General features: G+C 61.5%; 23 protein-coding genes. 17 read left to right on the top strand and 6 right to left on the bottom strand.

Going from position 1 to position 23,793, the window contains the following annotated elements:
* Window positions 1-296 precede the first annotated feature (296 nt).
* The 8 genes from CTR2_RS11575 (at window position 297) to CTR2_RS11540 (ending at window position 8,219) form a co-directional block, all read left to right on the top strand.
* Window positions 297-1,418, top strand: coding sequence for a branched-chain amino acid ABC transporter substrate-binding protein (locus CTR2_RS11575; protein WP_004340660.1), 1,122 nt, complete (start codon window positions 297-299; stop codon window positions 1,416-1,418).
* Between the two features lie 96 nt (window positions 1,419-1,514).
* Window positions 1,515-2,438: a high-affinity branched-chain amino acid ABC transporter permease LivH gene (gene livH / locus CTR2_RS11570; RefSeq protein ID WP_087083980.1), complete on the top strand. Its 924-nt coding sequence runs from the start codon at window positions 1,515-1,517 to the stop codon at window positions 2,436-2,438.
* The gene (locus tag CTR2_RS11565; RefSeq protein WP_087083981.1) at window positions 2,438-3,676 is read left to right on the top strand and encodes a high-affinity branched-chain amino acid ABC transporter permease LivM; all 1,239 of its coding nucleotides are present in this window, start codon (window positions 2,438-2,440) and stop codon (window positions 3,674-3,676) included. Before livH ends, CTR2_RS11565 begins: the two co-directional genes overlap by 1 nt.
* A gap of 55 nt (window positions 3,677-3,731) precedes the next feature.
* Entirely contained in the window at window positions 3,732-4,499 is a 768-nt protein-coding gene (livG, locus tag CTR2_RS11560) for a high-affinity branched-chain amino acid ABC transporter ATP-binding protein LivG (RefSeq protein ID WP_003079486.1), read from the top strand.
* Window positions 4,499-5,212 (top strand): ABC transporter ATP-binding protein, encoded by a 714-nt coding sequence (locus tag CTR2_RS11555; RefSeq protein ID WP_176391667.1) that lies wholly within the window; start codon window positions 4,499-4,501, stop codon window positions 5,210-5,212. Before livG ends, CTR2_RS11555 begins: the two co-directional genes overlap by 1 nt.
* Window positions 5,213-5,304: 92 nt before the next feature.
* Window positions 5,305-6,069 (top strand): SDR family NAD(P)-dependent oxidoreductase, encoded by a 765-nt coding sequence (locus CTR2_RS11550; RefSeq protein WP_087083982.1) that lies wholly within the window; start codon window positions 5,305-5,307, stop codon window positions 6,067-6,069.
* A 523-nt stretch (window positions 6,070-6,592) separates the two neighbouring features.
* Entirely contained in the window at window positions 6,593-7,576 is a 984-nt protein-coding gene (locus tag CTR2_RS11545; RefSeq protein ID WP_087084631.1) for a Bug family tripartite tricarboxylate transporter substrate binding protein, read from the top strand.
* An 85-nt stretch (window positions 7,577-7,661) separates the two neighbouring features.
* On the top strand, window positions 7,662-8,219 hold the full coding sequence (locus CTR2_RS11540) for a bacteriohemerythrin (protein WP_238707646.1): 558 nt from the start codon (window positions 7,662-7,664) through the stop codon (window positions 8,217-8,219).
* Between the two features lie 66 nt (window positions 8,220-8,285).
* Here CTR2_RS11540 and CTR2_RS11535 read toward each other — a convergent pair whose 3' ends face one another.
* The 4 genes from CTR2_RS11535 to pobA form a co-directional block, all read right to left on the bottom strand.
* The gene (locus tag CTR2_RS11535) at window positions 8,286-8,723 is read right to left on the bottom strand and encodes a universal stress protein (RefSeq protein ID WP_034352575.1); all 438 of its coding nucleotides are present in this window, start codon (window positions 8,721-8,723) and stop codon (window positions 8,286-8,288) included.
* Between the two features lie 157 nt (window positions 8,724-8,880).
* Window positions 8,881-9,354: a hypothetical protein gene (locus CTR2_RS11530; protein ID WP_087083983.1), complete on the bottom strand. Its 474-nt coding sequence runs from the start codon at window positions 9,352-9,354 to the stop codon at window positions 8,881-8,883.
* 189 nt (window positions 9,355-9,543) lie between these two features.
* The gene (locus CTR2_RS11525) at window positions 9,544-10,323 is read right to left on the bottom strand and encodes a 2OG-Fe dioxygenase family protein (protein ID WP_087083984.1); all 780 of its coding nucleotides are present in this window, start codon (window positions 10,321-10,323) and stop codon (window positions 9,544-9,546) included.
* Between the two features lie 194 nt (window positions 10,324-10,517).
* A complete protein-coding gene (pobA, locus tag CTR2_RS11520; RefSeq protein WP_087083985.1) occupies window positions 10,518-11,693 on the bottom strand; it encodes a 4-hydroxybenzoate 3-monooxygenase in 1,176 nt (391 codons plus the stop codon).
* 180 nt (window positions 11,694-11,873) lie between these two features.
* On the opposite strand from pobA, the gene CTR2_RS11515 reads away from it, so the two are divergent.
* Complete coding sequence (locus tag CTR2_RS11515) at window positions 11,874-12,662, top strand: IclR family transcriptional regulator domain-containing protein (RefSeq protein WP_087083986.1); 789 nt, start codon at window positions 11,874-11,876, stop codon at window positions 12,660-12,662.
* Between the two features lie 145 nt (window positions 12,663-12,807).
* On the opposite strand, the gene CTR2_RS11510 is transcribed toward CTR2_RS11515, so the two are convergent.
* Window positions 12,808-13,719, bottom strand: coding sequence for a LysR family transcriptional regulator (locus CTR2_RS11510; protein WP_034352381.1), 912 nt, complete (start codon window positions 13,717-13,719; stop codon window positions 12,808-12,810).
* Between the two features lie 188 nt (window positions 13,720-13,907).
* Here CTR2_RS11510 and CTR2_RS11505 point away from each other — a divergent pair, with 188 nt between their 5' ends.
* Window positions 13,908-14,906 (top strand): Bug family tripartite tricarboxylate transporter substrate binding protein, encoded by a 999-nt coding sequence (locus tag CTR2_RS11505; protein WP_087083987.1) that lies wholly within the window; start codon window positions 13,908-13,910, stop codon window positions 14,904-14,906.
* A 117-nt stretch (window positions 14,907-15,023) separates the two neighbouring features.
* Here CTR2_RS11505 and CTR2_RS11500 read toward each other — a convergent pair whose 3' ends face one another.
* Window positions 15,024-16,364 (bottom strand): MFS transporter, encoded by a 1,341-nt coding sequence (locus CTR2_RS11500; RefSeq protein WP_087083988.1) that lies wholly within the window; start codon window positions 16,362-16,364, stop codon window positions 15,024-15,026.
* Window positions 16,365-16,702: 338 nt separating this feature from the next.
* Here CTR2_RS11500 and cyoA point away from each other — a divergent pair, with 338 nt between their 5' ends.
* The 7 genes from cyoA to CTR2_RS11465 all read left to right on the top strand — a co-directional run bounded on the left by cyoA (window position 16,703) and on the right by CTR2_RS11465 (window position 23,641).
* Window positions 16,703-17,758 (top strand): ubiquinol oxidase subunit II, encoded by a 1,056-nt coding sequence (cyoA, locus tag CTR2_RS11495; protein WP_087083989.1) that lies wholly within the window; start codon window positions 16,703-16,705, stop codon window positions 17,756-17,758.
* Window positions 17,759-17,820: 62 nt separating this feature from the next.
* On the top strand, window positions 17,821-19,827 hold the full coding sequence (gene cyoB / locus CTR2_RS11490; RefSeq protein ID WP_034375847.1) for a cytochrome o ubiquinol oxidase subunit I: 2,007 nt from the start codon (window positions 17,821-17,823) through the stop codon (window positions 19,825-19,827).
* Window positions 19,820-20,452: a cytochrome o ubiquinol oxidase subunit III gene (gene cyoC, locus CTR2_RS11485; RefSeq protein WP_003055501.1), complete on the top strand. Its 633-nt coding sequence runs from the start codon at window positions 19,820-19,822 to the stop codon at window positions 20,450-20,452. Before cyoB ends, cyoC begins: the two co-directional genes overlap by 8 nt.
* On the top strand, window positions 20,453-20,878 hold the full coding sequence (gene cyoD, locus CTR2_RS11480; protein ID WP_003079512.1) for a cytochrome o ubiquinol oxidase subunit IV: 426 nt from the start codon (window positions 20,453-20,455) through the stop codon (window positions 20,876-20,878).
* Between the two features lie 8 nt (window positions 20,879-20,886).
* Window positions 20,887-21,669, top strand: coding sequence for an SURF1 family protein (locus CTR2_RS11475; protein ID WP_087083990.1), 783 nt, complete (start codon window positions 20,887-20,889; stop codon window positions 21,667-21,669).
* Window positions 21,670-21,787: 118 nt separating this feature from the next.
* Entirely contained in the window at window positions 21,788-23,089 is a 1,302-nt protein-coding gene (locus CTR2_RS11470) for an ATP-binding protein (RefSeq protein WP_043372636.1), read from the top strand.
* A 15-nt stretch (window positions 23,090-23,104) separates the two neighbouring features.
* The gene (locus CTR2_RS11465; protein ID WP_003069919.1) at window positions 23,105-23,641 is read left to right on the top strand and encodes a response regulator transcription factor; all 537 of its coding nucleotides are present in this window, start codon (window positions 23,105-23,107) and stop codon (window positions 23,639-23,641) included.
* Window positions 23,642-23,793 lie beyond the last annotated feature (152 nt).

The raw sequence follows: 23,793 nt of genomic DNA, 5'->3' as shown, positions 1-23,793 counted from the left end.
GAAAACCCTTCAGAACTGCGCCGGGGCAGGACAGGAGTCTGCACAAAAAGACCGCTGATGCAGACACTTGCCCACAGTTCAGGCATGGACTGTGCATATACATCACAAACACAGGCCACGCCATAGCCCTTGCGTACTAGCTGCTATGCACGACATAGCAAAAACCGAAAGCCTGCACCAGCCCCTGCATACCCTGTTGCCTTCGTTGACCACTCGATTAATCTGAGCTTCTTTGCGCGAACTGCTATGGCAGCAATCGCGCTTTTCGAACATCTCTCGAGATTAAGGAAGTCCTCATGAGCATTCCGTTCCGCATGCAAACCGTTGTTGCTGCCCTGGGCCTGGCTGGTGCCGCCCTGGTCTCCACCGCGCATGCCCAAATCAAGATCGCCCTGGTCATTCCGACCACCGGTGCGCTGACCCAGTACGGCGACATGGTCAAGGAAGGCGCCACCACCGCCGTTGAAATGGCCAATGCCGCTGGCGGTGTCAATGGCAAGAAGATCGAGCTGGTACCCGTGGACGATGCCTGCGAACCCAAGCAAGGCCCCGTCGCCGCCAACCGCGTGGTCAACAGCAAGATCGGCTATGTGGTCGGCCCCGTCTGCTCGGGTGCCTCGATTGCCGCAGCGCCCATCTACAACAACGAAGGCGTGGTTGTCGTCACTCCTTCTGCCACCTCGCCCGCTCTGACCGACGGCAAGAACTACCACTTCATCTTCCGCACCATTGGCCGTGACGACCAGCAGGGCCCGGCAGCCGCCAAGTTCATTGCCGAGAAGCTCAAGCCCAAAAAGGTTGCCGTGCTGCACGACAAGCAGTCTTACGGCCAGGGCATTGCCTCTTCCGTGCGTGACGACCTGAAGAAGGCCAAGATCGACGTGGCACTGTTTGAGGGCATCAACGCAGGCGACAGCGACTACTCCGCCGTCATCACCAAGCTCAAGGGCGCAGGCGTGGACTTTGTCTACTACGGCGGCTACCACCCCGAAATGGGTCTGCTGCTGCGTCAGGCTGCCGAGCAAGGTCTGAAGGTCAAGATGATGGGTCCTGAAGGCGTGGGCAACCCTGAAGTCAATGCCATTGCCGGCCCTGCCGTCGAAGGCATGCTGGTAACCCTGCCCGCCGACTTTGCTGCCAATCCCAAGAACGCCGCCGTGGTCAAGGCCTTCCAGGACAAGAAGCGCAATGCTTCGGGCGCCTTCCAGCTGACCTCGTTTGCCGCCACCCAGTCTCTGCTGGCCGCCATCAAGGCCGCTGGCGACAGCCCCGCCAAGGTGGCCGACTGGATGCACAAGACCACGGGCGTGGACACCGTGCTGGGCCCTGTGTCCTGGAACAAGCAGGGTGACCTGAACTCCTTCGATTTCCAGGTCTTCCAGTGGCACAAGGACGGCAGCAAATCGCTCGCCAAGTAATTCCACCACTCTCTCCGGAGGCAATGGCAGGGGCCATGCCTCCGGATGTTTGTTATCTGGCCCTCGGGCCTTTTCCTGTTTCAAGGGTGGCGTTACATGTCAGACTTTCTCCCCCAGCTGATACAACAGCTATTCAACGGGCTCTCACTCGGAGCCATTTACGCCCTGATCGCCATTGGCTACACCATGGTCTACGGCATCATCGGCATGATCAATTTCGCACACGGTGACATCTATATGATCGGGGCCTACATAGGCCTCGTGACGCTTTCGGCGATTGGCACGCAAAGCGGTCTACCCATATGGGCCATCATCGGCCTGATGCTGGTGGTGGCCGTATTCGTAACCGGCGTCTATGGCCTGGTTGTCGAACAGGTGGCCTACAAGCCCGTGCGCCAGAGCCCGCGTCTGGTAGCACTGATCTCGGCCATCGGCATGTCCATATTCCTGCAGAACTGGGTGGCTCTGGGCCAGGGCGCGCGCGATATGGCCGTGCCTTCGCTGCTGCCGGGCGCCATCAATTTCCACATGGGCAATTTCGAAGTCTTCATCCCCTATACCCGCGTGCTCATCATCGCGGTGACCGTGGTGCTGATGATTGCACTGACCATGTACATCAAGCATTCGCGCATGGGCCGTGCCTCGCGCGCCTGCGCTCAGGATATGCACATGGCCAATCTGTTGGGCATAGATACCAACAAGGTCATCTCCTTCACCTTTGTACTGGGTGCCGTGCTGGCAGCCGTGGGGGGCGTGCTGATTGCGCTGGCTGTGGGCAAGCTCAATCCCTTCATCGGCTTCCTTGCCGGCATCAAGGCCTTTACGGCCGCCGTGCTGGGCGGCATAGGCTCCATCCCCGGCGCCATGCTGGGCGGTGTGATTCTGGGCGTAGCCGAGACCCTTGCCGCCGCCTACATCTCGTCGGAATACAAGGACATCGTGGCTTTCGGCCTGCTGGTGACCATATTGATGTTCCGCCCCTCGGGCCTGCTGGGCAAACCTGAAGTGGAGAAGGTCTGATGAAGTACAGCTTTTCCGCCGCTTTGCGCGATGCGCTGATCGCCACCGTGATGACGGCCATCGTCGTCACCCCCATCTTCAGCCTGCACCTAGAGCGCGCCGGCGTGCGCACCATCATCACCCCTGACTGGAGCATGACCGGCTGGGCTTGCCTTGCCATCTTCGTCGTGCAGATGCTCAAGCCCCTGCTCGCCGGCAAGCTGCCCAAGGTCAATCTGCCGGCAGTCCCGCAGATGAAATCGGGCACACGCAACGTCGTCATCTTTGTGGTGCTGATGATGGCCGCCTCCTGGCCCTTCTTCGCGGGCCGCAATGCCGTCGACATCGCGACTCTGGCCATGATTTACGTCATGCTGGGCCTGGGTCTGAACGTTGTGGTCGGCTTTGCCGGCCTGCTGGACCTGGGCTTTGTGGGCTTCTATGCCGTGGGCGCCTACACCTATGCGCTGCTGTTCCACTGGGCTGGCTGGACGTTCTGGGAAGCGCTGCCGCTCGCCGGCGCAGCCTCGGCCCTGTTCGGCTTCGTGCTGGGCTTTCCCGTGCTGCGCCTGCGCGGTGACTATCTGGCCATCGTGACGCTGGGTTTCGGTGAGATCATCCGCCTGCTGCTGACCAATCTGACCAGCTTCACGGGCGGCCCCGACGGCATCTCCAGCATTCCCAAGCCTACGGTGCTGGGCCTGCCCATGACCCGCACGCCCTTGACCGAGGACGGCACGACCTTTCATCAGTTCTTCGGTCTGGAGTTCAACTCCATGCACATGGTGATCTTCGTCTATCTGATGGCCCTGCTGCTGGCCATGGTGACGCTGTTCATCAGCAACCGCCTGATCCGCATGCCCATAGGCCGCGCCTGGGAAGCGCTGCGCGAGGATGAAATCGCCTGCCGTTCGCTGGGCCTCAACCCCATGAAGATCAAGCTCTCGGCCTTCACGCTGGGCGCCATGTTCGCGGGTTTCGGCGGCGCTTTCTTCGCCGCCCGCCAGGGTATCGTCAATCCCGAGTCCTTCACCTTCATCGAGTCGGCCCTGATTCTGGCCATCGTGGTGCTGGGTGGCATGGGTTCTCAGCTGGGCGTGATCGTGGCCGCCATCATCCTGACCGTGCTGCCCGAGCTGGCACGCGAGTTCTCCGAATACCGCATGCTGATCTTCGGTCTGGTCATGATTTTGATGATGGTCTGGCGCCCCCAGGGCCTGCTGCCCATGAAGCGACACCAGGTGGAGGTGAAGTCATGAAGCTGCACCTGAACGCTATTATTTCAATAACTACAACCACAGGCAGGGCAAGCGCATGAGCGAGTATTTGCTGGAAGTCAAAGACCTGTGCATGCGCTTCGGCGGCCTGCTGGCCGTGGACAACGTGGGCTTTAACGTACGCCCTCAGGAAGTGTTTGCCATCATCGGCCCCAACGGCGCGGGCAAGACCACGGTATTCAACTGCATCAGCGGTTTCTACCAGCCCTCGGGCGGCTCGGTCGTTCTGGACGGCCAGAGCATTGCAGGCCACAGCAGCCACCAGGTCGCCAACCACGGTGTGGTGCGCACATTCCAGAACGTGCGCCTGTTCAAGAGCATGACGGCGCTGGAAAACCTGCTGGTCGCACAGCATCGCCAGTCGCGTGCCACGCTGCTCGGCGGCCTGTTCAACACGCCAGGCTATCGTCGTGCCGAACAGGAAAAGATCGACAACGCGCTCCAATGGCTGGACGTGATGGGCCTGCGCCAGTTTGCCAACCGCGAGGCAGGCAATCTGGCCTATGGTCACCAGCGCCGGCTGGAGATTGCGCGCTGCATGATCACCAAGCCTCGCGTGCTGATGCTGGACGAGCCCGCCGCCGGCCTGAACCCGCAGGAGAAGAAAGACCTGCAGCATCTGATCGACGATCTGCGCAAACAGTACGGCGTGGCCGTGCTGCTGATCGAGCACGATATGGGTCTGGTCATGGGAGTGTCCGAGCGCATTCTGGTCATGGAATACGGCAAGCCCATCGCCATGGGCCTGCCCGAGGCGATTCGCAATGATGAACGGGTCATCAAGGCCTATCTGGGAGAGGCCTGATGAGCCAGCATATGTTGCAACTGGAGCAGGTCTCCACCCATTACGGCGCGATCTGCGCGGTCAATCATGTCAGCCTGCATGTCGATCAGGGCGAGATCGTCACACTCATCGGCAGCAATGGTGCTGGCAAGACATCGCTTCTGATGACGGTCTGCGGCAACCCTCGTGCCAGCGGCGGGCGCATTCTGTTCGAGGGCGAGGACATCACCCAGATGTCCACTCATCACATCATGCGCCGCGGCATTGCCGTCTCGCCCGAAGGCCGTCGTGTCTTCAAGGACCTGACGGTGACCGAGAACCTGCAGATGGGCGGCTTTTTCCTGAACAAGGCCGAAATCGCTGACGGCGTCGAGCATGTGTTCAAGCTCTTTCCTCGCTTGAAGGAGCGCGCAGCGCAACGCTCGGGCACCATGTCCGGCGGCGAGCAGCAGATGCTGGCCATAGGCCGCGCGCTGATGAGCAAGCCGCGCCTGCTGCTTCTGGACGAACCCACACTGGGCCTGGCGCCGCTCATCATTGCGCAGATCTTCGAGATCATCCAGACCATCCGCGCAGCGGGTGTGACGGTGTTCCTGGTCGAGCAGAATGCCAATCGCGCCCTGCAGATTGCCGACCGAGGCTATGTGCTGGAAACCGGCAAGGTGGTGCTGGAGGACAGCGGTGTCAACCTGCTGAGCAATGACGAGGTGCGCAAGGCCTATCTGGGTCATTGACAGCTTACCGACCTCATCTGAGGTCATCGCCAGGCCCCGCCGGACGCAAGTCTTGCGGGGCTTGCTCTTTTCTGCCTTCAATCAACCGTAAGATGCTTCGCATGACAAAGCATTTAACGATTCTGACCGGTGGCTCTCGCGGCATGGGCCTGTCCATGGGACAGCAGCTGCTGCAGCAAGGCCATCAGTTGCTGAGCATTGCCCGCAAGACCAGCGCCGCCCTGGCCTCCAGCGCCAGCAAGCCTGCACAGCTCTTGCAATGGGAGCAGGACCTGGCACAGAGCGCTGCTGCTGCGCAGCGCCTGGCGACCTGGCTGGGCACGATAGATCCCCGTGAATGGGCCAGCATCACCCTGATCAACAATGCGGGCGTCATCCCGCAGATTGCGCCGCTGTCCCAGGTGCCTTCAACCGACATGATCAATGCCCTGCGCGTGGGTCTTGAAGCTCCCATGGCCCTGACCGGAGCCTTTCTCGGTGCAACCGAGAGCTGGCAGATTCCCCGCAAGGTGCTCAATATTTCCTCGGGCCTGGGCCGGCGCGCCATGGCCTCGCAAGCCAGCTATTGCACGGCCAAGGCCGGCATGGACCAGTTCAGCAGCTGCGTGGCGCTGGAAGAGGCGGCCAAGCCCAACGGTGCACGCATCGTGTCTCTGGCGCCAGGCGTCATCGACACCGATATGCAGGTGCAACTGCGCAGCGCAGCTTCAACCGACTTCCCTGATGTGGGCCGTTTTGCCGCTCTGCACGGCAGCGGGCAGCTGACCTCGGCCGATGACGCCGCAGCCCGCGTGCTGGCCTGGCTGGCACGGCCGGACTTCGGCGACCAGGTGGTTGCCGACGTACGCCAGGCTTGAGATCGCACTCGGAGCGGTTGGACGCCAAAACATGGCTGCAACCGCCTTATCCAAACCAATGGCTAAAGGCGCCCGCAGCTCTTGTTGCCGTGAACTACCAGACCAAGCAAAAAATCTGGGAACAGGCACGGCCTATTCTCGAACCAAGCCCTGGCAAGTCTTTCATGCGTGGCAGAATGTTTCCACTGGTCTGCAGCAGCCTCCGTGGCTGTGCGCAGAACCACAATCCGCACCCGTGGGCCACATAGGCAGCGACACCCGATCGGTACGCTGCCTCCGTGCTAGCAACGGCAGCAACCCTGTCGTGCAGCGCGTGCGGATGGCGATCATGTCCGTACGGCATGGCTCGCGCTCCCCGGTAAAGACAAATACCCATTGATGGCGGAACCACCGTCCCCGATCATCGAAAAGCCCACCTTCCGTGACTCTGGCTGCCGAGCTCAAGGCTCAGGTACCAGCCGCGACTGCGCCGCCCTTGTTTGCGGGCCAGCGCTCCCCCGTTCGTCTCTGGAGCTTCTTTTTCATGATTCGCCAAATTCTCATCAGCACAGCCGTGATCGCAAGCGCGGGCCTGAGCTTTTCAGCCGCTGCACAAGACCCCGCTGCCGACTACCCCAACAAGCCCGTGCGCATGATCGTGCCGTTCCCGCCAGGCGGCGGCACCGACATCCTCTCGCGCGTGATTGCCAACAAGCTCACCGAAGTCAGCAAGTGGACCGTGGTGCCCGACAACCGTGCGGGTGCAGGCGGCACCATCGGCATCACCGAAGCGGTGAAAGCGGCGCCCACGGGCTATGACATGGTGATGGGCCAGAAGGACAATGTGGTCCTTGGCCCCTACCTCTACAAGAACCTGCCCTGGAACCCCAGCAAGGATCTGACCCCCGTGGCTCACGTGGCCTACACCCCCATCGTGATCGCCACGGCCGCCAACTCGCCGTACAAGACGCTGGCCGACGTGGTGGCTGCAGCCAAGAAGAATCCGTCCAAGATCACCTACGGCTCGCCCGGCAACGGCACCAGCATCCACCTGGCCGGCGTGATGCTGGAAAAGGCCTCGGACATTCATCTGACTCACGTGCCCTACAAAGGCTCCAACCCCGCGATGATGGATGCACTGGCCGGCAATGTGGATCTGCTGGTGTCCTCCGTACCCTCGGCCATAGCCCAGATCAAGGCCGGCAAGCTGCGCGCCATCGCCGTGACCTCGGCAAAGCGCTCGTCCTCGCTGCCAGACACCCCAACACTGGCCGAATCCGGTCTCAAGGGCTTTGATGTGAGTACCTGGTACGGCCTGTTCATGCCCAAGGGCACGCCCTCGTCCATCGTGACCAAGGTCAATGTCGAAGTGAACAAGCTGCTGGCCATGCCCGAGGTGCGCGAGGCCATTCTGACCCAGGGCGCCGAGCCCCAGTCCATGAGTGTCGCCAACTTCGACAAGATGTTCCAGGCCGACTTCAAGCAGTCCAAACAGGTCGTCGAATCCTCGGGCGCCAAGATCGAGTGACATCCCGACGCGGCGCGCAGGATTCGCGCCGCCCTGCCTGGCGCGGATAGGCCTGATCTGCATCAATGCGGCATATGACAGGCTCGTGAATACTTCTCCGGAAACCCTTGAATTTCTGGAGAACATCATGGCATTGCTGGTCTGGGTCCCCGAGCTGGACACCGGGATTGCGGAGATCGACCGGCAGCACCGCCGTATCGTCGATTACATCAACCGGCTCTACGAATTGCGCAGCTCGCCCGACCGCGAAGGTCTGGGCGATGTCATCGGGGAGATGATCGACTACACCGTCTCGCACTTCGTCTTCGAGGAAAGCCTGATCGAGAGCGCCGGCTACATGTTCGCCGGGCCGCACAAAAAAGTGCACGAGCTGTTCACGCGCCGCGTGATCGAGATGCAGACCCGCTTCGATGCGGGCGAGGATGTGGCCGCCGAACTGCATGGCATGCTCTCGCGCTGGCTGTTCAACCACATCCGCAACGAAGACCATGGCTATGTGGACTCGGCCAAGGTCTATCTGCGCATGATGTCCAAAGAGAGCGGACACACGGCAGAAAAAGAACGACTCAAAGCGGAAGTGCTGCAGGAGTTGGAATTGCAGCAGAAGAAGAAAGGCTGGCTGGCCCGACTGCTCAATCGCTGAGCACCCTTGCTCACAAGAAAAACGGCTCCCTGAGGAGCCGTTGCTTCGTGGGCAGCCGCCTGACGCTCACTCGCGCACGACCAGCACCGGCACGCGCACGGCGCCAAGCACGCGCTGGGTGACGCTGCCCAGCATCAGCTTCTCAAGGCCACGTCGCCCCTGCGAGCCCATGACGACGAGATCGGCACCCACGCTTTCCATGGTGCGCACAATGCCTTCATGCACGGCATGGCCCTCGCCCACCAGCGTCTTCACGGGCACGCCCGCCTCATCCATGATGGCCTTGACCGCATCCAGGGCGGTGTTGGCTTCGGCGGTGGCCGCGCTCAGATACTGTGACTGGCCATAGGCAAAGTCGGCGCCCACGCCGGTGAAAGGATAGGGATCGACCACATACACCGCCGTCACGGCGCTGCCGAAGACCTTGGAAAGCTCCGCGGCCTTGTGCGCCGCCAGCATGGAGGGCTTGGAGCCGTCGACCGGAACCAGAATGTGATTGAACATGGACATATGTTTCTCCTTTCAGGTTGCAGGCGACAAGGACCTCAAGCCAGAGGCCCGGGGCAGATGCCGCTCTTGAAATAGCGTTGAGTCTGCCTTCATCATGCCTCAGCGTGTTGACATGAATCAACCCTGAAGTTCACGCTGGCTGAGGTCTGGCTCAGATACAGACATGGGCCGTCTGGTATTCGTAGCACTTTTCCAGCAAAGTGTCGGACTTGTCGGTGATCCTGATGCGCGTGCCGTCTGGGCGCAGCAGGGATACATTTTTGAAGGCTGGCTCATGGGGTTTGCTGGGCGCATCGCGACGCACGGTCCATTCCTCCTGGACGATGCCGCCCGGCATGTCCAGCATCACGACGATCTGCTCGGTATCGTCCGAGAGTCGAATGCACTTGGCATCATTGAGCTCGACCACGGCCCCGGCCGGCGCGGCCAGACCATAAGGGCACTCCTCCACGCCGTGAATCGGTACCGAGGTATCGCCGAGGGTAATCTCAAGGCCATTGCGAAAGTAGATCGTGGGCTCCTTGGTGTAGGCCGCCTGCGCCGGACGGTCTTGCGAAGGCTTGCAGGCCGCTACGGTGACAAGAGCGGTCAGCACTGAAATACTAAGGGCGTAAAAGCGATTCATATAAAAAACCACGCTCTGCTAGGCGTGGCGTTGGCCAGCTGATCTGGCTTGTTGGATGCAGGGAAGACTCGAAGAGGCGAAAGCTTCGCCGCGACAAGCCTGCATCATGCAGTGTTGAGGCCGTCACTTTGACGTATTGAGCACGTTACAGTTTTGCCCAAATTTTCCGAACAAAGCCCTCCGGCTCAATCAAGCAGCCTGACCCTGCTGCTGCTGGAGCTCGGCACCCTGGAAGTTGCCGCGGCGATAGGTCAGCACCAGCGTGTCGCGCACGCCCCCAGGCTCGGCGGGCTGAATCGGCGTGGTTTCATGAATCATGCGCGCGTCGTCGAGCAGCATCACGGACCAGGGCTCGGTCAGCGTGAAGCGCTGGCCATTGGGGCCGGTCGCTTCGAACACCCGGGTCTCGCCCCCTTTGACGCCCTTGCGCCCCACCAGCAGCACGGCGACCAGATCGACGCCGTCGCGGTGCGCGCCCTCGGGCGTGGGCCGTCCGATGCCGTCCGTGGTGTCGATGCGGAACTGGTGCGCCTCGACAAACCAGCGCTCATGCCGCTCGTCGGTGCAGAACACCTGATCGGCCAGTTGCCCCAGAGCATTGATCATCTCCAGCCATGCCGCGCTCGTCGTCGTGCTGTCCAGCATGGGCTCGAACATGCGCTGCATGCCGCCATGCAGCGCGTTGTATTCCACGGGCTGCCAGTGGGCGCGGTGGGGCACCTGCTGCACCTGATCGCCTTCGCTGACAAAACAGGAATGACGGCGGCGGCGATAGCGGCCGCCATCCTTGAGGAAGGCATCGGGCGGCAGGCCCTGCCAATCCGCATCCATGACATGCAGATCGCTCACGCTCAGGCCCATCCACTGGGCGAAGTCCTCGGGCTGCAGCACGGCATAGCCGCGCGTGCGCAAGGACTGGGCTGCCTCGGCAGCGGCAATATAGGGAGGGGAAAACATGATGTGCGCCATAAGGTCGGCAAGCTTACTCCTCGCAGGCCCCGCTGGCTTGTGGCTCGGCATCAAAATTTACGCAAGGCAGCATCAACCAAATTGCATGGATGAAAAAATGCCTGCATCGCACACAGCGATGCAGGCAGACAGCCTGGCGCCAAGAAGGTACCAGGCATCATCACGATAGTGACGAGAGCGATCAGTTCGCAGGCTTACACCAGGGGCAGACCCACATAGTTCTCGGCCAGCGAGGTCGAGCCGGCTTCGGAGTGAACGATGTAGTCCAGCTCGGCTTCCTGTACCTTGGTGTTGAACTCGCCCTCGCCGGGGAAGTTGTGCAGCATGGAAGTCATCCACCAGGAGAAGCGCTCGGCCTTCCATACACGGCGCAGGCACTGCTCGGAGTAGCGATCGATGCCGGCTTCGGACTGCTGCTGGTAGTACTCGACAAAGGCTTGCGACAGATAGCCCACATCGGAAGCTGCCAGGTTCAGGCCCTTGGCGCCGGTGGGCGGCACGATGTGGGCGGCGTCGCCGGCCAGGAACATGCGGCCGAAGCGCATGGGCTCGGTCACGAAGCTGCGCAGCGGCGCAATGCTTTTTTCCAGCGAAGGGCCGGTCATCAGATTGGCGCGAGCTTCGGGGTCCAGGCGCTTCTTGAGCTCTTCCCAGAACGCTTCGTCGCTCCAGTCCTCGACCTTGTCGGTCAGCGGCACCTGCAGATAGTAGCGGCTGCGCGTGGCGCTGCGCTGGCTGCACAGCGCAAAGCCGCGCTCGGTGTTGGCGTAGATCAGCTCGTGCGACACGGGCGGCGTATCGGAGAGCAGGCCCAGCCAGCCGAAGGGGTAGACCTTCTCGAAGGTCTTGATCTTGTCCTGAGGCGCGCTGGCGCGGCAGATGCCGTGAAAGCCGTCGCAACCGGCGATGAAGTCGCACTCGATCTCGTGCACCTGGCCGTCTTTTTCGTAACGCACCTTGGGCTTGTCGCTCTCGAAGTCCACAGGCTGCACATGGCTGGCTTCGTAGACTGTGGTCAGGCCCTCCTGGGCCCGCACTTCCATCAGATCGCGGGTCACCTCGGTCTGGCCGTAGACCATCACGCGCTTGCCGCCGGTCAGGTCATGCAGATTGATGCGGTGGCGCTTGCCCTTGAACAGCAGCTCGATACCGTCGTGGGGAAGACCTTCCTCGTTCATGCGCTTGTCAGCACCCGCCTGCTTGAGCAGATCCACGGTCACCTGCTCCAGCACGCCGGCGCGGATGCGGCCCAGCACATAGTCGGCGCTGCGCTGCTCGATGATGATGTTGTCGATGCCCGCCTTGTAGAGCAGCTGCCCCAGCAGCAGACCCGAGGGACCGGCACCGATGATGGCGACTTGTGTACGCATGATTGTGACTCCTTGTTATGGCTCAAAAACCTGTCGCTCGGCGCGCTTGACGACACCGATTGCGCTGTGCAGCAAGACTAAGTTTTGTGCTGCATCAAGATAAAGGAGAGAATCGATGTTTGCGCGATAATCGCACAATGAGAACGATGATCGCGCAAAACAAGAACCACGGAGCCGAGCATGAGTGAACCCGGCACCCCTACCATCGCTGCGGCGGACTTCATTGCCGGCCTGGCCAAGGGCCTGGCCGTACTGGAGAGCTTCGACACCGAGCGCCAGCGCCTGAATGCCACCATGGCCGCCGAGCGCGCAGGCATCACGCGCGCTGCCGCCAGGCGCCATCTGCTCACCCTGGCCTATCTCGGCTATCTGGAATCCGACGGCAGCTATTTCTGGCTGGCCCCCAAGGTGCTGCGCCTGTCGGGCAGCTATCTGGCCTCGGCGCGGCTGCCTCGCATCGTGCAGCCCGTGCTGCACAGACTGGCAGCGCAGACCGGACTCTCCTACTCCTGCGTGGTGCGCGAGGGCCGCGAAGTCGTCATCGTCGCGCGCAGCGCCGTGCATGAAAAAGGCGAACGGCTGATGGCCCACGGACTGCACCTGGGCACGCGCCTGCCGGCGCACGCCACGTCCACGGGCCGGGTGCTGCTGGCCTCGCTCTCGAGCTCGGAGCTCGACGACTGGCTGGCCACCTATGACCTGCCCAAGCTGACGGCGCACACCGTCTCCGATGGTGCGGCGCTGAAGGCCTTGCTCGACGAGGTGCGCCGCCTCGACTACTGCATGGCGCTCGAAGAGCATGAACTGGCCATTCAGGCCGTGGCCGTGCCGCTGCGCAATATGCGCGGGCGCACCGTGGCAGCACTGAATGTGGTGACATCGGCCAAGCGCATGAGCCCGCAAACCATGCAGCAGGAAATACTGCCGCTGCTGCAGGAGGCCGCCAGAACCTTGCGCCCCCAACTTTGACGCTATCAGTTCAGAAGCTTATTGCGCTTGTTATCAATTGATTTCAGATAGATATATATCTGAAATCGTTATTCAATCAGCACAACAAGCTCCCCTAACAGGAGCGTTAACTATCGGCCGCAAGGTACTGGTGCAGGCGCCGTGCTCAGATATGACCGCTTTCCACCGAGCAGACCTGCATGCTGAGGCGGCGCAGCAGCTCGGCCGTGCGGCGCATCAGTGGCGTGGACTTCTTTTTGGCGGGCTGCACCAGGCACAAGGTGCTGACGATATGCGGCGACTTGATGGGCACCTCCACCAGCGCGGCATCCGTGGCATGACTGTGCATGGCGCTATCGGTCAGCGCCGCATAGCCATAGCCGCCGCGCACCAGATCCAGAATGGCGGGCACGCTGGAAACCTCCCAGACCACATTGAGCTTGACCTGGGACAGCGTGGCCTGCGCCTCCATCAGCTTGCGGAAAATCTGCCCGTGCTGAGGCATGATCAGCGGGAACTCGGCCAGATGCTCGAACGGGATGCTGGTGCGGCCTGCCAGCGTGCTGGCCGGGCCGATCAGGCACAGGCGCTCTTCGAGCACGGGCGAGACCTCGATCTGCGGATGCGGCTCCGGCGTGTAGACCAGGCCCAGATCCATGCGCCCCGAAGTCAGCCACTCCGAGATATTCATGGAGAAACCTTCGACCACCGCCAACCTGGCCTTGGGCATCTCGCGGCTGAAGCCGTCGATCAGGGGCAGGGTCAGGCGCCGCGCCAGGCTTGGCGGCAGGCCGACCGTGATACGTCCCACGGGCTCGTCGCGCTGACTGCCCAGGTCTTCCTTGGCCATGGCCACGCGCTGCATGATGGCGTGACCATGCTCGAGCAGGCGGCGCCCCGCATCGGTCAGCGTCACGCCGCGCCCGGTGCGGATCAGCAAGGTCTCGCGCAACTCAGTTTCAAGGGCACGCACCTGACGACTGAGCGCCGGCTGGGCGGTGTCCAGCAGTACCGCAGCCTTGCTGAAGCTCCCCACTTCGGCCACCCGAACAAAGGTCTCTATCTGCTGCAGATTCATGCTCACACCTTTCAAAACAAGCTATGCTATTTTGCTATAGCTGCTAGCCTCAGCTAGACCTAGGTGTTTATGACCCAAGTGACACAATGTAATTAACTGGGCCTGAATATCTAAAAATAACAGCCGACGATATCAACAATGCGTGGTCCACACGCAATTCATCATCGACATCCTTCCAGGGAGACAAAATGACCCATAAGCTCAATATGAGCCGTCGCCAAGCTGCATTCGCACTCGGCGCCATTGCCGCAGCCGTGGCAGCCCCCTCTTTCGCCCAGAGCGACAAGTGGCCCACCAAGTCCTCGCGCATCATCAACCCCTTCCCCGTAGGCGGCGGTCCCGATGGCATTTCGCGCCTGGTGGCCGACAAGCTGGGCCGCGCCTGGGGCCAGCCCGTGGTGGTGGAAAACCGTCCCGGCGGCAACGGCTTCATCGCCATCAACGAATTCAAGCGCGGCGCGACCGACGGCACGGACATGATCCAGCTGGACAACGTCCACATCGCGGCCTACCCCCACCTGTTCAAGAAGCTGCCCTACGACCTGAACAAGGACTTCGACATCCTGATGCCCTTGTTCCGCAACTACTTCTTTGTCTGCGTTCCCGTCAACAGCCCCTACAAGACCATCGGCGACCTGATCGCCGATGCCAAGGCGCATCCCGGCAAGCTGAACTACGGCTCCTGGTCCGTGGGCAACCCCGTGCACCTGGGCTCGGCGCTGCTGGAAAACCAGACCGGCACCAAGATGGAGCACGTGATCTACAAGGAAACCAGCCAGCTGTACCAGGGTGTCGCCAACGGCGAGCTGACCTTTGCCCTGGGCTCTCTGGGCACTGCAGGTCCTCTGGTGCGTGGCGGCAAGCTGCGCTTCCTGGCGGTGGCTGCTCCCAACCGCATTGCCGGCTTCGAGAACGTACCGACAGTGTCCGAATCGGGCGGCCCCAAGGATTTCGCAGCCATCGGCTGGAACGCCCTGGCCGTGCGCCCCGGCACCCCTGCTGCCGTGGTCGAGAAGATCCGCACCGACGTCCGCCAGGCGCTGACCGGCCAGGACGTGAAGGAAAAGTTCGCCGCCTTCGGCTACGAGTCCTTCAACCCCACACCCGCTGAATTCAAGGCCTTCATGGCCTCCGAGAGCAAGCGCTTTGGCGAGGTGATCAAGAAGGCCGGCCTGGCTCTGGACTGATCCGTCTTCCAATCGATAAGAAGCCGCCTCTTGCAGGCGGCTTTTTCATGTCCTCTGGCATCAAGAAAAACGCCCGATGCAAGCACCGGGCGTTTTGCAGGGAAGTTCACTGACTTCTTATTGGTCGCGCGCCTCGATGGCACGGTTGATGCCCAGTGCCGCCAGCGTGCACAAGGCGCCCGACAGCAGATAGATACCCAGAGCCACCAGACCGAATTTTGCCGAGACACCCAAGGCCACCAGAGGCGCAAACGCCGCACCGATGAGCCAGGCCATGTCCGTGGACAGGGCTGCACCGGTGTAACGGTAGCGCGACGAGAAGTTGGAAGTCACCGTGCCCGATGCCTGGCCGTAGGATAGGCCCAGCAGCACAAAGCCCACCAGGATGAACACATTGTTGCCGGTGCTGCCGCTGCCCAGCAACCAGGGCGCCAGGAAGCTGAAGATGCCGATCAGGCAGGCCATGGTGCCCAGGGTGTTGCGACGCCCCACTCGGTCCGCCAGCCAGCCCGAGAGCATGATGGCCGCGCCCGCCAGGAGTGCACCGATGATCTGCACCACCAGCACTTCCGTCATGGACTGGTCGGAGTACATGGAAATCCAGGACAGCGGGAACACGGTCACCAGATGGAACAGCGCAAAGCTGGCCAGCGCGGCAAAAGCACCGATCATCACATTGCGGCCTTCGTTGGCCATGAGACTGGTCACGCTGATGGGCTCCAGCTCACGCTCCTGCAGAAGCTGGGTATAGGACTGACCCACGACCAGACGCAGGCGCGCAAACAGCGCCACCACGTTGATGGCGAAGGCCACGCAGAAGGGGTAGCGCCAGCCATAGCTCATGAACTCGTCGGCCGTCAGGCTGGAGTACAGATAGGCAAACAGCGCTGCCGCAATGATGAATCCCAGCGGCGCCCCGAGCTGGCCGATCATCGAGTACCAGCCGCGCTTGTTCGGCGGCGCCGACATGGCCAGCAGCGAAGGCAAGCCGTCCCAGGAACCACCCAGCGCCAGGCCCTGGCCGATGCGCAGGATCACCAGCGCCCAGACGGCCTTCATGCCGGCTGTCTCAAAGCTGGGCAAAAAGGTCATGCCCACCGTGCACACGCCCAGCAATAGCAGCGCCAGAGTCAGCTTGGTGGCACGACCCCAGCGGCGCTGCACGGCCATGGAAAGCGCCGTGCCCACGGGGCGGGCCACAAAGGCCAGCGAGAAGATGGCAAACGCGGCCAGCGTGCCGTCGAGCTTGGATAGATAGGGAAACAGCAGCGAGGGAAACACCAGCACGCAGGCGATGCCGAACACGAAGAAGTCAAAGTACTCGGAAGAGCGCCCGATGATCACCCCCACGGCAATCTCGCCAGGGGTCACATCCTCGTCGGTATCCGCATAGGCCAGGGTTTCCGAGTTCTCATAGTCTTGCTGAGTAAGACCAACGGACGGGTTCATGCTTGTCATAAAGGTACAACTCCTTGTCTTACTTTTCAGTCCCGGGGACGCTTTCCGTTCTACGCCCAAGCATGTGCAGCTGCAATAGAGTTTTTGCCCTGAACACTGTCAGCCCAGCCCTGTGCAGGCCCCGTTTCTGAGGGCTGATTTGACAATTTCAAGCCCTGTCAGCTCAAAGTTTGTCCACACGCCAAAGCCGCTAAACCCTTGTCGCATAGCGCATTTCCGATCCCGAACTGTTGACCTTGGACAAAATGTCCAATGGACAAGCCCCTGTTTGGTATTACATTTGCCGAGATCCAGTAATCCGCGTTTACACCTAAGCGCGACTTTGTCACGCCCAAAGCATGTTAAAAATCAAGGAAATCCGTGGGCCCGCGTGGCTCTCAGCGGCCGCTTTGACCGCAACCCTCGCAGGTTGCAGCAAGGCCGTCGTCCTCAACCCAGCTGGCGATGTCGCCAAGCAGCAAGGCGATCTGGTCATTACGGCCACTTTGCTGATGCTGCTCATCATCGTCCCCGTCATCTTTTTGACGCTGCTGTTTGCCTGGAAATACCGCCAGTCCAACACCGAAGCCAAGTACGACCCCGAATGGCACCACTCCACTGCGCTGGAGCTGGTGATCTGGACGGTTCCCCTGCTCATCATCATCGCTTTGGGCGCCATTACCTGGATCAGCACCCACAAGCTCGACCCCTATCGTCCCCTGGACCGCATCTCCGCCACCAAGGCTCTGGACCCCAACGTCAAGCCTCTGGAGATCCAGGTCGTGTCTCTGGACTGGAAATGGCTGTTCTTCTACCCGGAGCAAGGCATTGCCACCGTCAACGAAGTGGCTGCCCCGGTGGATCGCCCCATCCACTTCAAGCTGACCTCCACCCACACCATGAACGCGTTCTACGTTCCTGATCTGGCCGGCATGATCTACACCATGCCCGGCATGCAGACCGAGCTGAACGCCGTGATCAACAAGCCCGGTGTCTATGGCGGCAAGTCCTCCCACTACAGCGGCGCTGGTTTTGCAGGCATGACCTTCAAGTTCCACGGCCTGGAAAACGAGCAGTTTGATCAGTGGGTTGCCAAGGCCAAGACCGAAGGCAAGGCTCTGACACGCGATGCCTATATCGATCTGGCCAAGCCCAGCGAGCGCAACCCCGTTGAACGCTTCGCCAGCGTGGACGAAGGCCTGTACCACAAGGTCCTCAACCGCTGCGTGGAAGACGGCAAGATGTGCATGAACGAAATGATGGCCATCGACGCCGCCGGCGGCAAGCCACCTGCACACCACAGCAAGACCTCCAGCGTGACCCTGCCCCTGGATGTCTGCACTTCCAAAGACGCTGACCGCGTTGTCGCCCTGCTCGACGAAGTCGCCGCCTCCGGAGCTGTCGCACAGCAATAAGTAGTTCACGGTGCGGATGCGCTCACCGCTCAGCCGCTCCAATACGACAGAAGAGACTCAACATGTCTGAAACAACAACCCCGGCCTCCCACTGGCTGTTGGGCCGTATCACATGGGACCAGATTCCCATGACGCATGAGCCCATCGTGCTCTTGACCTTTATTGCCGTGGTGCTTGGCGGCCTCGTCGTGGTCGGCGGCATCACCAAGTTCCGCCTCTGGGCTCCGCTGTGGAACGACTGGATCACCTCCATCGACCACAAGAAGATCGGCATCATGTACATGATCCTCGGTCTGGTCATGTTCCTGCGCGGCTTTGCCGATGCCGTGATGATGCGTCTGCAGCAGTCCATGGCCTTCGGCGACAACATGGGCTACCTGCCTCCTCACCACTACGACCAGATCTTCACGGCCCACGGCGTGATCATGATCTTCTTCGTGGCGATGCCCTTCGTGACCGGCCTGATGAACTACCTGGTTCCTCTGCAGATCGGCGCACGTGACGTGTCCTTCCCGTTCCTGAACAACTTCAGCTTCTGGATGACCACCGGCGGCGCCGTGCTGGTGATGATCTCCCTGTTCCTGGGCGAGTTCTCCACCTCCGGCTGGCTGGCTCTGTCCAATCTGGGGCATCAGAGCGGCAGCACGGGTCTTGACTACTACATCTGGGGCCTGCAGGTCGCCGGTGTGGGCACGACCTTGTCAGGTATCAACCTGATCGTGACCATCATCAAGATGCGCGCTCCCGGCATGAACCTGATGAAGATGCCCGTCTTCACCTGGACTGCCCTGTGCACCAACGCCCTGATCGTGGCCTCCTTCCCCGTGCTGACCGCAGCCCTGGTGCTGATGTCGCTGGACCGCTACGTCGGCACCAACTTCTTCACGAACGAGCTGGGCGGCAACCCCATGCTGTACGTGAACCTGATCTGGATCTGGGGCCACCCCGAGGTCTACATCCTGATCCTGCCCTGCTTCGGCGTGTTCTCCGAAATCGTGGCAACGTTCAGCCGCAAGCGCCTGTTCGGCTACACCTCGATGGTCTACGCCACCGTGTGTATCACCATCCTGTCCTACCTGGTGTGGCTGCACCACTTCTTCACCATGGGCTCGGGTGCCAGCGTGAATACCTTCTTCGGTATCACCACGATGATCATCTCCATCCCCACGGGCGCGAAGATCTTCAACTGGCTGTTCACCATGTACCGCGGTCGCATCCGCTTCTCGGTGCCCATGCTGTGGACGGTTGGCTTCATGGTCACCTTCGCCATCGGCGGCATGACCGGCGTGCTGCTGGCCGTGCCTCCCGCAGACTTCGTGCTGCACAACTCGCTGTTCCTGATCGCCCACTTCCACAACGTGATCATCGGCGGCGTGGTGTTTGCCGTGTTTGCCGGCATCAACTACTGGTTCCCCAAGGCTTTCGGCTTCCGACTCAACGAGTTCTGGGGCAAGGCTTCGTTCTGGTTCTGGCTGGTCGGCTTCTGGGTTGCCTTCACTCCCCTGTACATCCTGGGTCTGATGGGCGTGACCCGCCGTGCCAACCACTTTGACGATCCTTCGCTGCAGATCTGGTTCATCATCGCTGCCTGCGGTGCTGCCCTGATCGCTGCCGGTATCGGCTGCTTCTTCATCCAGCTGGCCGTGTCCATCTGGAAGCGCGACGAGCTGCGTGACGTGACCGGCGACCCATGGGAAGGCCGCACACTGGAATGGGCCACTTCTTCGCCCCCTCCCCAGTACAACTTCGCCTTCACCCCCGTGGTGCACGACATCGACGCCTGGACCGACATGAAGAAGCATGGCTATCAGCGTCCGCTGAGCGGCTTCGAGCCCATCCACATGCCCGCCAATACCGGCGCTGGCGTGGTGATTGCCGGCCTGTCCACCGTTCTGGGCTTTGCTCTGATCTGGCACATGTGGCCTCTGGTGATCGCTTCGTTCGCCGCGACCATCCTGGCCTCGATCATTCATACCTTCAACTACAAGCGTGACTACTACATCCCTGCGGCCGAAGTGGCCACATCGGAAGAAGCACGTACCAAGCAGCTTGCAGCAGCCCATGTCTAATACACATATCAACGCTGGCGGCGCAGCCGCCCTGGCTACTCGCGAGTACCACCTCGCGCACGAGCCCCATCCGGAAAACGGCACCTCGCTGGGCTTCTGGCTCTACCTGATGAGCGACTGCCTGATCTTTGCCGCACTGTTCGCCACCTATGGCGTGCTGGGCCGCAGCTATGCAGGCGGCCCCTCGGGCAAGGATCTGTTCGACCTGTCGCTGGTCGCGGTCAACACGGCCTTCCTGCTGATGTCGTCCATCACCTTCGGCTTTGCCATGCTGCAAAAGCAGAAGAAGAACGTGAACGGCACGCTGCTGTGGCTGGCCGTCACCGGCCTGCTGGGCGCAGCCTTCTTGGCCGTGGAACTCTATGAGTTCCACCACCTGATCCATCAAGGTGCGACGCCTCAGAGCAGCGCCTTCCTGTCGTCCTTCTTCACGCTGGTGGGCACCCACGGTATCCACGTGACCTTCGGTCTGGTCTGGCTGATCACCCTGATGATCCAGATCAAGAAGCACGGCCTGATCAACGAGAACGTGCGCCGTATCAACTGCCTGTCCATGTTCTGGCACTTCTTGGACGTGGTCTGGATCGGTGTGTTCACCTTTGTGTATCTGATGGGGGTGCTGTAAATGAGCGCACACGATATCCACGCCGGTCATGACGATCACCACGATCACGACGACCTGCACGTCACCATGGGCGACTATGTGAAGGGCTTCATCCTGGCCGTCATCCTGACCGCCATCCCCTTCTACCTGGTCATGAACAACATCATCACCGACCGCACCACGGCTGTGGCCGTGCTGGGCCTGTTCGCGGTGATCCAGGTGCTCGTGCACATGGTGTACTTCCTGCACATGAACGGCAAGATCCAGGGCGGCTGGACCATGCTGTCCACCATCTTCACGGTGATCTTCCTGGCGATTGCCATCTCCGGCACGCTTTGGGTCATGTTCCACATGAACACCAACATGATGCCCGGTCATGAAATGCACCAGGCTGCAGGCCATGCAGATCACGCAGGTCACACGGCTCCCGCAGCTGTCACACCTTGACTGACCTCATGAAGAATCAGAGCGCTGCGCGGCAGCGCTCTCCCTTCGCCAAGGCGATGCTCGCGTTTGTGGGCATCGCCTTGTTTTTAGGGTTCATGGCTCTGGGCACCTGGCAGGTGCAGCGTCGCGCCTGGAAGCTCGATCTCATCGAGCGCGTCGAGCAGCGCGTGCACAGCGCCCCCGTAGCGGTTCCCGAGCCCGGCCAGTGGCCGCAGATCAATGCGGCCAGCCACGAGTACCTGCCCGTCAAGGCACAGGGCCAATGGCTGGACAGGCAAAGCGTGCTGGCCAAGGCCTTGACCGAGGCCGGCGCGGGCTTCTGGCTCATGACGCCGCTGCAGCTGAGCGATGGCACACAGGTACTGGTCAACCGCGGCTTCACGCCCGAGAAGCTGCGCGGCCAATGGCTCAAGCAGATTGCCGAAGCCGGGCCATCCGCCGAGACCGTCACCGTCATCGGCCTGATGCGCATGAGCGAGCCCGGCGGCGGCTTCCTGCGCAAGAACGATCCCGCCAACGACCAGTGGTACTCGCGCGATGTCGCCGCCATTGCCCAGGCCCAGGGTCTGAGCAGGCCCGCCCCCTACTTCATAGACCAGGGCGTACCCGCCAGCAACCCGGCCTATGCCCGGACAGAGGCTGGTACCGAAGCCCTGCGCCCTGGCATGACGGTCATCCGCTTCCCGAACAGCCATCTGGTCTATGCACTGACCTGGTATGGGCTGGCCATCATGGTGCTGGGAGCGGCCTGGCTGGTACGCCGGCATGACAAGGCAGTTGCCGCAAGCTGATGCCCCCCTGAAAAGCGCTCCCCGGAGCGCTTTTTTTCGGCCCCTGCAGACAGCCCTACATCAGCAAGGCATAGCCCCAGAGGCGTCCGTGGCAGCCCCGCTCGGTGACAATTGCGCGGTGAGCCAAATTTCCGATTCCCTGTTTCGCGTACAGCGCCTGACCGAGCGGCAGAACATGCAACTGCTGATTCAGTTGCGCTGGATTGCCGTGGTCGGCCAGGTCGTCACCATCTCGCTGGTGCACTACGGCTTTCAGATTGCCCTGCCCCTGCTGCCCATGGCGCTGGTGCTGGTGGCCCTGGTGGCCACCAACCTGGCCTATATCTACTGGAGCCAGGGCCTGCACCGCCCCGTGACCTCGCGCAGCGTCTTCTATGCGCTGCTGGCCGATGTGCTGGCCCTGACCATTCAGCTGTACCTGAGCGGCGGTGCCAGCAACCCCTTCATCTATCTGTATCTGCTGCAGGGCATTCTGAGCGCCGTGCTGCTGCCCGCCCATTACACCTGGTGTGTGGTCGCGGCCTCCTTTGTCGGCGTCATGGGCCTGACCCTGTTTCACCAGCCCCTGCATGTGCAGTTCGTCAGCCAGGAAGGCCTGCCCAGCCTCTACGTCGTGGGCGTGCTCATCAGCTTTGCGCTGACCAGCATCCTGACCATCGTCTTTCTGACCCGCATCGTCGAGAACACGCGCCGCCGCGACAAGCGCATCTCCAATATGCGCCAGCGCGCCAGCGAGGAAGAACATATCGTGCGCCTGGGCCTGCTGGCCACCGGCGCAGCCCACGAACTGGGCACACCTATGGCCACCATGTCCGTAATCCTGGGCGACTGGCAGCATATGCCGGCCCTCATGCAGGACGAGGATCTGCGCGAGGACCTGCAGGAAATGCAGCGCCAGCTGCTGCGCTGCAAGTCCATCGTCTCGGGCGTGCTGCTGTCCGCCGGCGAGACCCGGGCCGAAGGCACGGAAAGCACCACCTTTGCGAGCTTTGTGCAAGGCGTGGTCAGCCACTGGCAGACCCATAACAGCCTGCAGCACTTCGCACTGCACCAGCAGGGCGTGAAGGACTTCGCCATGCTCTCGGATACTGCATTGCAGCAAATGATTTGCAATTTGCTGGACAATGCCCTCGAAGCCTCGCCCGACTGGGTGGAACTGACCCTGAGCAGCGATCACGACCAGATACGCATCCAGGTGCGCGACCACGGTCCGGGCTTCGATGCCGCCGTGCTGCAGCAACTGGGCCAGTGCCATGTCTCCACCAAACAGGAGCGCCCCGGTCGCGGCCTGGGCCTGTTTCTGGTGACCAACGTGGCCCGCGCCCTGGGCGGCCGCGTTCATGCCGGCAATCTGCCGGCTCAGCAAGGCGGAGGCGCTCTGGTGGAGGTCAGCCTGCCCCAGTCCGCTCTCGCGATTTAAGACATTGTGGTTTGCATGGAAGAAGACCGTTTACTGCTGCTGGTTGAAGATGACGCGGCATTTGCACGCACCCTCAAGCGCTCGTTCGAGCGCCGGGGCTACCGTGTGCTGCATGCCACCAGCGGCGAGGAAGTGCAGCTGCTGCTGACCCAGCACCGGCCGCAATATGCGGTCATGGACCTGAAGCTGGCCGGCAATGCCTCGGGCCTGAACTGCGTGCAGATGCTGCATCTGCACAACCCCGATGCGCTCATCGTCGTTCTCACCGGCTACGCCAGCATTGCCACGGCGGTTGAAGCCGTCAAGCTCGGCGCCTGCCACTACCTGGCCAAGCCCTCGAATACCGACGACATCGAAGCCGCCTTCGGGCGGGTCGAGGGCCGCACCGACGTGGAAGTCAGCAGCCAGACCACCTCCATCAAGACGCTGGAATGGGAGCATATTCACGAGACCCTGGCCGAGTCCGGCTTCAACATCTCCGAGGCCGCACGCCGCCTGGGCATGCACCGGCGCACTCTGGCGCGCAAGCTGGAAAAGCGCCAGGTCAAGTGACTGACGTCAGACTCAAGCAACAATGTTGATAGCTGGTGCCGCTTTTCGGCATTGCCTTTCAAATACAAAAGTATCTGAAATCGTCATGCATCAAGCGATAACAGCTCCTTTTTTCATTAGTTTCGCGGCCTCGTTCCAGCGCACCGGCAGAC

Origin of the sequence: Comamonas thiooxydans, assembly GCF_002157685.2 — a bacterium.
Lineage (GTDB): Bacteria > Pseudomonadota > Gammaproteobacteria > Burkholderiales > Burkholderiaceae_C > Comamonas > Comamonas testosteroni_H.
The sequence above is the reverse complement of the archived record's forward strand: the minus strand, read 5'-3'. Positions and strand labels throughout refer to the sequence as shown.

What these genes read in the sequence shown, in the direction of transcription:
- CTR2_RS11575 (WP_004340660.1), top strand. Translation starts at nt 297, where the DNA reads ATGAGCATTCCGTTCCGCATGCAAACCGTTGTTGCTGCCCTGGGCCTG.
- livH (WP_087083980.1), top strand. Translation starts at nt 1,515, where the DNA reads ATGTCAGACTTTCTCCCCCAGCTGATACAACAGCTATTCAACGGGCTC.
- CTR2_RS11565 (WP_087083981.1), top strand. Translation starts at nt 2,438, where the DNA reads ATGAAGTACAGCTTTTCCGCCGCTTTGCGCGATGCGCTGATCGCCACC.
- livG (WP_003079486.1), top strand. Translation starts at nt 3,732, where the DNA reads ATGAGCGAGTATTTGCTGGAAGTCAAAGACCTGTGCATGCGCTTCGGC.
- CTR2_RS11555 (WP_176391667.1), top strand. Translation starts at nt 4,499, where the DNA reads ATGAGCCAGCATATGTTGCAACTGGAGCAGGTCTCCACCCATTACGGC.
- CTR2_RS11550 (WP_087083982.1), top strand. Translation starts at nt 5,305, where the DNA reads ATGCTTCGCATGACAAAGCATTTAACGATTCTGACCGGTGGCTCTCGC.
- CTR2_RS11545 (WP_087084631.1), top strand. Translation starts at nt 6,593, where the DNA reads ATGATTCGCCAAATTCTCATCAGCACAGCCGTGATCGCAAGCGCGGGC.
- CTR2_RS11535 (WP_034352575.1), bottom strand. Translation starts at nt 8,723, where the DNA reads ATGTTCAATCACATTCTGGTTCCGGTCGACGGCTCCAAGCCCTCCATG.
- CTR2_RS11530 (WP_087083983.1), bottom strand. Translation starts at nt 9,354, where the DNA reads ATGAATCGCTTTTACGCCCTTAGTATTTCAGTGCTGACCGCTCTTGTC.
- CTR2_RS11525 (WP_087083984.1), bottom strand. Translation starts at nt 10,323, where the DNA reads ATGGCGCACATCATGTTTTCCCCTCCCTATATTGCCGCTGCCGAGGCA.
- pobA (WP_087083985.1), bottom strand. Translation starts at nt 11,693, where the DNA reads ATGCGTACACAAGTCGCCATCATCGGTGCCGGTCCCTCGGGTCTGCTG.
- CTR2_RS11515 (WP_087083986.1), top strand. Translation starts at nt 11,874, where the DNA reads ATGAGTGAACCCGGCACCCCTACCATCGCTGCGGCGGACTTCATTGCC.
- CTR2_RS11510 (WP_034352381.1), bottom strand. Translation starts at nt 13,719, where the DNA reads ATGAATCTGCAGCAGATAGAGACCTTTGTTCGGGTGGCCGAAGTGGGG.
- CTR2_RS11505 (WP_087083987.1), top strand. Translation starts at nt 13,908, where the DNA reads ATGACCCATAAGCTCAATATGAGCCGTCGCCAAGCTGCATTCGCACTC.
- CTR2_RS11500 (WP_087083988.1), bottom strand. Translation starts at nt 16,364, where the DNA reads ATGACAAGCATGAACCCGTCCGTTGGTCTTACTCAGCAAGACTATGAG.
- cyoA (WP_087083989.1), top strand. Translation starts at nt 16,703, where the DNA reads ATGTTAAAAATCAAGGAAATCCGTGGGCCCGCGTGGCTCTCAGCGGCC.
- cyoB (WP_034375847.1), top strand. Translation starts at nt 17,821, where the DNA reads ATGTCTGAAACAACAACCCCGGCCTCCCACTGGCTGTTGGGCCGTATC.
- cyoC (WP_003055501.1), top strand. Translation starts at nt 19,820, where the DNA reads ATGTCTAATACACATATCAACGCTGGCGGCGCAGCCGCCCTGGCTACT.
- cyoD (WP_003079512.1), top strand. Translation starts at nt 20,453, where the DNA reads ATGAGCGCACACGATATCCACGCCGGTCATGACGATCACCACGATCAC.
- CTR2_RS11475 (WP_087083990.1), top strand. Translation starts at nt 20,887, where the DNA reads ATGAAGAATCAGAGCGCTGCGCGGCAGCGCTCTCCCTTCGCCAAGGCG.
- CTR2_RS11465 (WP_003069919.1), top strand. Translation starts at nt 23,105, where the DNA reads ATGGAAGAAGACCGTTTACTGCTGCTGGTTGAAGATGACGCGGCATTT.